Source organism: Mycoplasma sp. 4463, assembly GCF_048381515.1.
GTDB lineage: Bacteria > Bacillota_I > Bacilli_A > Mycoplasmatales > Metamycoplasmataceae > Mycoplasmopsis.
This window is the reverse complement of record NZ_JBLWID010000029.1, coordinates 1-9,934: the sequence shown is the minus strand read 5'-3', so window position 1 is coordinate 9,934 and position 9,934 is coordinate 1. Positions and strand designations below refer to the sequence as shown.

At 30.5% G+C, this 9,934-nt stretch carries 10 protein-coding genes; 1 reads left to right on the top strand and 9 read right to left on the bottom strand.

Features of this window, described 5'->3' with window-relative positions:
* Window positions 1–202 precede the first annotated feature (202 nt).
* The 9 genes from rpmB to rpsL form a co-directional block, all read right to left on the bottom strand.
* Window positions 203–394 (bottom strand): 50S ribosomal protein L28, encoded by a 192-nt coding sequence (gene rpmB, locus ACNF36_RS02655; protein WP_418303634.1) that lies wholly within the window; start codon window positions 392–394, stop codon window positions 203–205.
* A 133-nt stretch (window positions 395–527) separates the two neighbouring features.
* On the bottom strand, window positions 528–2,462 hold the full coding sequence (locus ACNF36_RS02650; protein WP_418303633.1) for a DNA gyrase/topoisomerase IV subunit B: 1,935 nt from the start codon (window positions 2,460–2,462) through the stop codon (window positions 528–530).
* Between the two features lie 40 nt (window positions 2,463–2,502).
* On the bottom strand, window positions 2,503–3,360 hold the full coding sequence (gene ylqF, locus ACNF36_RS02645; protein ID WP_418303632.1) for a ribosome biogenesis GTPase YlqF: 858 nt from the start codon (window positions 3,358–3,360) through the stop codon (window positions 2,503–2,505).
* A 7-nt stretch (window positions 3,361–3,367) separates the two neighbouring features.
* Window positions 3,368–3,628 (bottom strand): hypothetical protein, encoded by a 261-nt coding sequence (locus tag ACNF36_RS02640; RefSeq protein ID WP_323176776.1) that lies wholly within the window; start codon window positions 3,626–3,628, stop codon window positions 3,368–3,370.
* Between the two features lie 2 nt (window positions 3,629–3,630).
* Window positions 3,631–4,356, bottom strand: a complete 726-nt coding sequence (locus ACNF36_RS02635; protein WP_418303631.1) for a TrmH family RNA methyltransferase — start codon at window positions 4,354–4,356, stop codon at window positions 3,631–3,633.
* Complete coding sequence (locus ACNF36_RS02630) at window positions 4,337–4,879, bottom strand: tRNA (cytidine(34)-2'-O)-methyltransferase (protein WP_418303630.1); 543 nt, start codon at window positions 4,877–4,879, stop codon at window positions 4,337–4,339. The genes ACNF36_RS02635 and ACNF36_RS02630 overlap by 20 nt, the downstream gene beginning before the upstream one ends.
* 153 nt (window positions 4,880–5,032) lie before the next feature.
* Complete coding sequence (gene fusA, locus ACNF36_RS02625; RefSeq protein WP_257089179.1) at window positions 5,033–7,123, bottom strand: elongation factor G; 2,091 nt, start codon at window positions 7,121–7,123, stop codon at window positions 5,033–5,035.
* 14 nt (window positions 7,124–7,137) lie between these two features.
* Window positions 7,138–7,608 carry a 30S ribosomal protein S7 gene (rpsG, locus tag ACNF36_RS02620; protein ID WP_257089177.1) on the bottom strand — a complete coding sequence of 157 codons (471 nt, stop codon included), beginning with the start codon at window positions 7,606–7,608 and terminating at the stop codon, window positions 7,138–7,140.
* 50 nt (window positions 7,609–7,658) lie between these two features.
* Complete coding sequence (gene rpsL / locus ACNF36_RS02615) at window positions 7,659–8,075, bottom strand: 30S ribosomal protein S12 (protein ID WP_323188689.1); 417 nt, start codon at window positions 8,073–8,075, stop codon at window positions 7,659–7,661.
* Window positions 8,076–8,468: 393 nt separating this feature from the next.
* Here rpsL and eno point away from each other — a divergent pair, with 393 nt between their 5' ends.
* Window positions 8,469–9,830 (top strand): phosphopyruvate hydratase, encoded by a 1,362-nt coding sequence (gene eno / locus ACNF36_RS02610; RefSeq protein ID WP_257089173.1) that lies wholly within the window; start codon window positions 8,469–8,471, stop codon window positions 9,828–9,830.
* Window positions 9,831–9,934 lie beyond the last annotated feature (104 nt).

Sequence of the window (9,934 nt, the reverse complement as noted above, 5' to 3'; positions counted from 1 at the left end):
CAAACTCTCGAAAAAAATTGACTTGTCATGTCTTGTATATATCTAGTTTTCAAAGAACTTCTTTGCTATCAAAAGCAAGAATATTATAACACTATTTTTTTTATTCAAAGCTTTTTTTAAAAAAAAATAAAAAAATAAATTACTTGATCAAGGTAATTTATTTTGATTATATATGTTTAATTTAAAAGTATTAGAGAAATGATTAAATTAACCCTTTGTTTTTAAGAGTTTTTAATGTTTTTGCACTTACTCTTAATGTCATTTTTTGACCGTCCATTGTAACTCTAACTTTTTGTAAGTTAACATTAAATTTTCTTTTTGTAGCATTTAATGCGTGTGAACGTTTGTTACCTGTTTGAGGTCCTCTACCTGTTAAAACGTCTCTTCTTGACATAATTTCTTCCTTTCTATAAGTAATAAATGTTTATAAACTTTTATTTAGTCTTTATAAAAAGAGTAAAAATAAAATTCTTTGATATTATAGCAAAAAACTTTATTTTATTGTTTTTTTATAAAAATCATTTTCATTAATTAGATATGTTTAATTTTTCAATGAAATTATCTTCAAGTGTAAAGTTTACATTTTGATCAATTCAATATCTTCTGTTTTCAGCATTTTCTCCCATAAGAACTGAAACTCTTCTTTCAGCAATAAGAGCATCTTCAATTGTTACTTGAACTAATGTTCTTGTTTTAGGATCCATAGTTGTTTCTCACAATTGATCAGCATTCATTTCTCCAAGACCTTTATATCTTTGCAGTTCATATGATTCTTTTATATTTTCCAGCATATCACTTAAATCATCTTCATCTCATGCATAAAGAATTTTTTTACTGCTTTTAAGAGTCACTTTATATAATGGAGGAAGTGCAAGGAAAATTTTTCCTTGTTCAATCATTTGTTTCATAAATCTATAAAAGAATGTTAATAATAGAAGTTGAATGTGAGCACCATCAGTGTCAGCATCGGTCATAATGATTATTTTTCCATATTGGGATTTTTCAATATCAAAATCTCTACCGTATCCTGCTCCAATTGCATTAATAATTGTGTTGATTTCTTCATTTTCAAGAACTTCAGTCATTTTTTTCTTTTCAGAGTTAATGACTTTTCCACGTAATGGTAAGATAGCTTGAAATCTTCTATCTCTTCCACTTTTTGCTGAACCACCGGCTGAGTCCCCTTCGACTAGAAATAACTCATTTTGTTCATTATTTTTACCGGTTGCAGGTTTTAATTTGTCACTTAAAATTAATTTTTCTTTACTTGTTTGCTTTGTTTTTCTACTTTCATCTTTTAATGATTTTTGTTTTTGTCTTAAATCATATGAAGATTCAATTTTATCTATGATTAATTTAGCTTGCTCTTTGTGTTCACTTAATCAAGAATCTAAATATTTAAAGACAATTTCTTCGACAACAGGTTTAGCGTCTGGAGTCCCTAATTTATCTTTAGTTTGCCCTACGAATTCAAGAATACTTTCAGGAATTTTTAAAGAGAGAACGCAGCTAAGTCCTTCTTTAATGTCTGCTCATTCATAAATTCTTTGACCTTTGACTACATTTTCTTTTGACACAAAGTTATTAACTGATTTAACAAATGCAGTTTTTAGTCCAACCACATGTGAACCACCATCACTTGTTTTAACATTGTTAACAAAACTCAGAATTGTATCTTCATATTGAGTTGTTCATTGAAAAGCAAAATCAACAGAGATACCTCTTTTTTCATCTTGAAATGAAATAGGTTTTGAAACTAAATCTTTTGAATCATTTAAAAAGTTTAAGAATGATTCAAGACCTTTAGTATATTCATAAATTTCTGTTTTATCATTATTTTGATCTCTTAAGATTATTTTTAAATTAGAAATTAAGAAAGCTCTTTCTTTAAGTCTTTCTGAAATTTTGTCAAAACTTAGCTTAGCTCTTTTAAAAAGTGGATAATCAGGTCAGAAAGTCACTATTGTTCCAGTATTTTTAGATACACCTACATCGTGAGTTCTTTGAAGGATTTTTTCTTGTTGAAATTCAGTTAAATAGATCTTTTTATCTCTTGAAACTTCGACAACAACTTTTGTTGATAAAGCATTAACAACACTAGCTCCAACACCGTGAAGACCTCCTGATGTTTTATACGCACTATCATCAAATTTTCCACCTGTATGCAATTCAGTGAAAGCAGCTTCTACAGCTGTTTTTGTTGAACCTTTAATTTTATCAACCGGAATACCACGTCCATTGTCTTGAACTGAAACACCACCATCATTTCTCAATGTAACAATTATTTCAGTTGCATAACCAGCCAGTGCCTCGTCGATTGAGTTATCTACAATTTCTCAAACTAAGTGATGTAAACCATGTACATCGGTTCCACCAATGTACATACCAGGTCTTTTTCTAACAGCTTCAAGCCCTTTTAATTGTTGAATGTTACTTGCATTATATGTATTGTTTTGACTCATAGTTTAAATATTATAAAAGATTAAATAAAAAACATACGAATTAATCGTATGTAACTCCTTCTAAATTTTTAGCTCAATTTATAAAATGTTGGTAAGTTTTTACAGTGTCAATTCTTTGGTTTTCTTTGTAAATTTTAAATCTTTCACCATAGCTAAATAATTGTGAGTAAATTTCAATATCATCTTGAGATGGTTTTAGACCTAATTGTTCTAATTTTTCTGGATAATATTTTGAAATTAATCCATAAAACTTCATTGAAACAACCTCTGGTGAGAAATTATCTAATTTGACAGCACCTGTGATTAATAATTTAACAGCAACTTCTTGATCTTCAAATTTAGGAAGCAAAATACCTGGTGTATCTAAAAATAAATATTCACCATTGACAACTCACTTATTTTCTCTGGTTACACCTGGATAGTTAGCAACTTTTAAAGTTTTTTTATCTGAAACTAAATTAATAAGTGTACTTTTCCCACAGTTTGGAACACCAACAACAAATGATTTCATTCTGGTTATCAACATCCCTTTTTCTCTGTTTTTATTAATTCTTTCTTGTGAAAGTTTTTTAATTGTTTTTAAAATAACTTGTTTTGAAGATGATTTTCTAAGATCTAATCATAATAAAGTTTCGTTTGCAAATCTTTTTTCAATTTTTGTTTTTTTGGATTGATCCATTAAATCTGATTTAGTAATAATGAACAATCTCTTTTTTTGTGGTGCAATTTTATCAAAGTCTTCGTTATATGAACTAATTGGACATCTTGCATCTAAAACTACTATAAAAATATCAGCTAATGAAGCTTTTTCTTTTAATTCCTTGAAAGCCTTAGCCATGTGACCAGGGAATCATTGAATTAAATTCTCATATTTTTGTTCTTTGTGTTCTAATTCCATATTTATCCTATTTATTTAATTTTTCCAGTTCTAATCTAAGTTTATTAACTTCTTCAGCAAGAATTTTATTTTCTTTGTAAAGTTCTTTATATTGAGCTTTATATAATTCTGTTCTTTCGGTTGATTCATTTATTTCATTAACAATTTCATTAATTTGTCTAATCAATTCATTTAAATGACTTTCAACTTCTGTTTTATTGTACCCTTCTAAAGATAAATGAAAGTTATAGTTTTTAATTTGTTCAATTAAATTATCGAATTTATTCATAATTACCCATTTCTAACTTTGTTCAACACAATTGCTGCAGCAGTTGCTACATTTAAACTTTCAAATGAAATTGGAATGTAAACTTTTTCATCAGATAATGAAGCTGTTTGATTATCAATTCCATTACCTTCATTCCCTAAAATAATGACAATTTTTTCTTGTCTTGAAAAATCAATTTCATTTAACTTCTTAGCATTTGTATCTAACATAGTTGCATATAAAATATAGTTTTGTTTTTTAAGTTCCTTTAAAATATCAATATTATTTGTTTTGATTAAATTCAAATCAAAAAGTGCCCCTTGCGAAGAACGAATAACTTTTGGATTAAAGTAATCAAAGTTTTGGATAATAACAGTATCAAAATCAAAGGCTCTCGCTAATCTAAAAATTGTCCCTACATTTCCAGGTTCTTGCAAATTATTTAAAAATAAAACTCTGTTACTAATTGATTTTGAGACATCAGGAAATTTACAAATACCTATAATCCCTTGTGGTGTAGATGTGTCTGATAAATAATTTAAGATTTCCTCTGTGACTAAAATCGAATCAGCAAATTTATTTTTATCAACTACTTCAATTGTTTCTAGCAAAATACCTTTTTCTTTCGCTTCATTGACTAAGTGATAACCTTCAACTAAAAACTTAGATTCTTTACTTCTATATTTTTTATCTAAAAGTTTATAAACATCCTTGACAAACTGATTTTGCTTACTGGTTATTATTTTCATCATATTGTTCTAAGTAATGTTTTCCTTTTTCGACTTCAAATTTTGATAAATCTTTAAAATCAAGTTGTCTCATAACTTCAAAACCTAAAATAGCAACACAGTTAGCAAGATTGATTGAACGCATAGCTGAAACCATCGGTATTCTGATGCAATCTTCTAAATTTTCTTTTAAGATTATTTTATCAATACCTGTAGATTCTCTACCAAACATTAATCACACTTCACCAGTTTGTTCGTGTACTTCATTATATTTAACATTTGTATATGTCTCCAAACCATATCTAGTTACATAAAAGATTTTTTTATCTTTGTACTTATTGTAAAAATCTTCATATGAGTTATGAATTTCATGTTGAATGTCACTGAGCATTCTTCCTGCACCTGCTCTTTTAAGATATTTAGGATGAAGATCAAAACTTGTTGGTTTGATAATGTGTAATTTTGCACCTAGTGCATAACAAGTTCTGATTATATTCCCTGTATTTGGGGCGATTTCTGGTTGATATAAAACTATATTTAACATAATACTATTATACATAGTATTATGATGCTGATTAATAACTCCTTAATTATTGAGTTAATTTTACTTTTGCAATAGTGTATAAGTTAAATAAGTAAAAAATAAAAAGTAGGATATACCTACTTTTTTAAATTATTTAAAGTGAAAATTTAAATATTAATCTTCATCTTTATCTTGAATGTTTCTACGTTTAATAATTTCATCAGCAATTGATTTTGGAGTTTTTTCGTAGTGATCAAATTGCATTTGGTATGTTCCACGTCCACTTGTCATAGATCTAAGTTCTGTTGAGTAACCGAACATTTCTGAAAGTGGAACCATTGCTCTAACAATAACAGCTCCATCATTTCTTTGTTCTTGGTCGTTAACAAGCCCTCTACGTCTTGATAAGTCACCGATAACATCTCCGATGTGATCTGATGGAACAACTACTGAAACATCCATAATTGGTTCTAATAATACTGTACCAATTTTATCTTTTGCTTTTGTAAGTGCTTTAGAAGCAGCAATTTTGTAAGCCATTTCTGATGAGTCAACGTCGTGGTATGATCCATCGAATAATGTAGCTTTAACGTCGATCATTGGGTAACCAGCTAAAATACCAGCTGCCATTTTTTCTTCAAGACCTTTTTGAATTGATTTAATGTATTCTTTAGGAATTTTTCCACCAACAATTTTGTCCACGAATTCAAATCCACCATCTGGGTTTGGTTCGAATTTGATTCATACGTGTCCATATTGTCCTTTTCCTCCTGATTGTTTGATGTGTTTTCCTTCAACTTCAGCAGGAATTGTAATTGTTTCACGGTATGAAACTTGAGGTGCTCCAACTTTAGCTTTAACACCAAATTCACGTTTTAAACGATCAACAATAATGTCTAAGTGTAATTCACCCATTCCGGCAATAATTGTTTGACCTGTTTCTTCATCAGTATATGTTCTAAATGTAGGGTCCTCAGCAGCTAATTTTTGTAATCCTAATGATAATTTTTCTGTAGCAGCTTTTGATTCTGGTTCTAAAGCTTGTGAGATAACTGGTTCTGGGAATACCATTTTTTCAAGAACGATTTTTGGTGATTTTTCTCCAACTAATGTATCTCCTGTTGTTGTGTATTTAAGACCAACAGCAGCAGCAATATCTCCAGCTCTACATTCATCAATTTCTACACGTGAGTTAGCGTGCATTTGTAAAATACGTCCAATACGTTCTTTTTGTTCTTTAGTTGTGTTGTATACGTAGCTTCCTTTTTCAAGAACTCCACGGTATACACGGAAGAATGTTAATGAACCTACGTATGGGTCTGTCATAACTTTGAAAGCTAATGAAGAAAAGTCTCCATCGTCTGTTGCATTAACAAATATTTCTTTATCCCCATCGAAAGCAGGGATTGGTGGTACATCAAGTGGTGATGGTAAATAATCAACAACAGCGTCAATCATTCTCTTAACACCTTTGTTTTTGAATGATGTTCCACATACTACTGGGAAGAATTCTGATGTTAAAGTAGCTTTTCTAATTGCAGCTTTAAATTCTTCAACACTTAAATCTCCACCTTCAAGAACTAACATCATTAATTCTTCGTCAAAGTTAGCAACTGCTTCTAATAATTCTTGACGTTTTTCAGCAACGATGTCTTTTAAGTGAGCAGGAATTTCTGTTGGAAATTCTTCTTCTTGTGGTTCTCCGTTGTATTTAATCGCTTCTAATGTAACAAGGTCAATAATACCTTCGAAATCTGATTCAGCACCGATAGGTCATTGGATAGCAACTGCATTCCCACCTAAACGTTGTTTAACTGAAGCAACTGAAGCTGCGAAGTCAGCACCAGCTTTATCCATTTTGTTAACGTAAACAATACGAGGAACTTTGTAGTTTGTAGCTTGTCTTCAAACTGTTTCTGTTTGAGGTTCAACTCCTGATTGAGCATCAAGAACTGCTACAGCACCATCTAATACACGTAATGAACGTTCAACCTCAACTGTGAAGTCAACGTGTCCTGGTGTATCGATAATATTAATTCTTTTTCCTTTTCAGAAAGCTGTTGTAGCAGCTGATGTAATTGTAATTCCACGTTCTTGTTCTTGTGCCATTCAGTCCATTTGTGAAGCACCATCGTGTGTTTCACCAATTTTGTGAATTTTACCTGTGTGGAATAAAATTCTTTCTGTAGTTGTTGTTTTTCCAGCATCAATGTGGGCCATAATACCGATATTACGGTAATCTTTTAATTCATATTCTCTAGCCATAAATAAACCTTAGACTATCATCTGAAGTGTGCAAACGCACGGTTAGCTTCAGCCATTTTGTGTGTATCTTCACGTTTTTTGATAGCTCCACCTGTTTTGTTTGATGCATCAATGATTTCATTAGCTAAACGAACATCCATTGTTTTTTCATTTCTTAATCTTGAGTATTGAACAAGTCATCTTAATGCTAATGTTTGTTTTCTACGAGGAGAAACTTCTGTAGGAACTTGGTAGTTTGTTCCACCGATTCTTCTTGTTCTGATTTCTAATTGAGGTGTAATGTTTTCAACTGCTTCTAAGAAAACTTCCATTGGTTCTCTTTGAGTTTTTTCTTTAATAATGTTAAATGCTGAATATAAAATATCTTGAGCGATAGATTTTTTACCATCTAACATAATTTGGTTAATTAACTTTGTAACAATAACAGAGTTAAAAACTGGATCTGCAAGTACTTCACGTATTGGGGCACTTTTTTTTCTTGACATATGTCCTCCTTATATTAATAATTATTGTGTGTATAAATTAATTTAAATTATTATTCTGATTTAGGTTTTTTAGCACCGTATAAACTACGTCCTTGGTTACGTTTTGCTACCCCAGCAGCATCTTGTGTTCCACGAACGATGTGGTATCTAACCCCAGGTAAGTCTTTAACACGACCTCCACGGATTAAAACAACTGAGTGTTCTTGAAGGTTGTGTCCTTCTCCTGGAATGTAAGCTGTAACTTCCATTCCGTTTGATAATTTAACACGAGCATATTTACGTAATGCAGAGTTAGGTTTTTTAGGTGTCATTGTAGCAACACGAGTACATACACCACGTTTAAATGGTGAAGCCATTTTTTTAGCTTTTTTAATTAATGAGTTGTAGCTAACGCTTAAAGCAGGAGCGTTTTGTTTTTTAATTTTTGAGCTACGACCATGTGTAACTAATTGATTAGTTGTTGGCATTTTATGCTTCCTTTCATTTGTGATTTGATAAATTTTAAGATTAATATTGTTAAGCTATTTATTTTTGATAATAATTTAGCAAAGCAATTATATAACAACTTACCCGTGTGTATCAATATTTTTTAATTTTTTTATTTAGTTTTATTAACCACTGAAAAAATACTTTTAACACTTACACATAAATGTTTTGGTAGTTATATTGAAAGTTATTTTTGAGAATATCCAAGCTTAACAGAGTTTAAAAATCGAACAAAATTAAACAAAAATGTGAAATTAATCACAAATAAACTTGCTCAAAGTATATAAATTTAAAAATGTTATAATTACATTACTTTTCTAGAAGAAAAGTTAATTAATTTAAATGTACATTAAAAATTAAATAAAGGAGACTAAATGTCAGCAATTAAAAAAATTCACGCACGTGAAATTCTAGACTCACGTGGTAACCCAACTGTTGAAGTTGAAGTATTCACAGAATTCGGTGGATACGGTATTGCTAAAGTTCCTTCAGGTGCATCTACAGGATCACGTGAAGCTCTTGAATTAAGGGACAAAGGTTCTGAATATGAAAGTAACTGATTTGGTGGAAAAGGAGTTATGTTAGCAGTTGATCACGTTAACAACGATATTGCTCCTTACATCGAAGGTATGGAAGTTACATTACAACGTGAAATTGATAGAAAAATGATTGAATTAGATGGTACAGAAAACAAATCTAAATTCGGTGCTAATGCTATCTTAGGAGTTTCATTAGCTGTTGCTAGAGCTGCTGCTAATGAATTACAAATTCCACTTTACAAATATTTAGGTGGATTTAACGCTCACGAATTACCAGTTCCTATGTTAAACGTTATCAATGGTGGAGAACACGCTTCAAACACAATTGACTTCCAAGAATTTATGATTATGCCAGTTGGAGCTAAAACATTCCGTGAAGCTTTACAAATGGCTAACTTTGTTTTTCATAACTTAGCTAAATTACTTAAAAAACACGGACACGGTGTTCAAGTTGGTGATGAAGGTGGATTTGCTCCAAACTTCAAATCACACGAAGAAGCTTTAGACTTCTTAGTTGAAGCTATTAAAGCAGCTGGATATGTTCCTGCTAAATCAGGTGAAAATGCTGTTGCTATTGCAATGGACTGTGCATCAAGTGAATTATATGAAGATGGTGTATACACATTCAAAAAATTAAAAGCAGCTGTTGAAAAACAATTACCTGGATTTGAACACTTAACAGATACTAAATTCACATATACATCAGATGAAATGTTAGATTACTTAAAACACTTAGTTGACAAGTACCCAATCATTTCAATCGAAGATGGATTTGCTGAAGGTGACTGAGAAGGATTTAAAAAATTCACAGCAGAATTAGGAAACAAATTACAAATTGTTGGGGATGACTTAACAGTTACAAACACAGCAATTTTAAAACGTGCTATTGAAGAAAAATCAATGAACTCAATCTTAATTAAAATTAACCAAATCGGTTCATTAACAGAAACTTTTGAAGCTATCCAAATGGCTCAAAAAGCAAATATGACAGCAGTTGTATCACACCGTTCAGGTGAAACAGAAGATACAACAATCGCTGATATCGCTGTTGCTATGAACACAGGACAAATTAAGACAGGTTCATTATCAAGAACAGATAGAATTGCAAAATACAACAGATTATTAGCAATTGAAGAAGAATTGGGTTCAGTATCTTCATTCAAAGGTAGAGAAGCATTTTACAACATTGAAAAATAATGATTTAATTTAACAAAAAATAGAGAGACTAAACTGGGACACAAAATATGGACAACGTCGTATTTTGTGTTTTTTATATTAAGGAGTGATTATGAAACAACTAA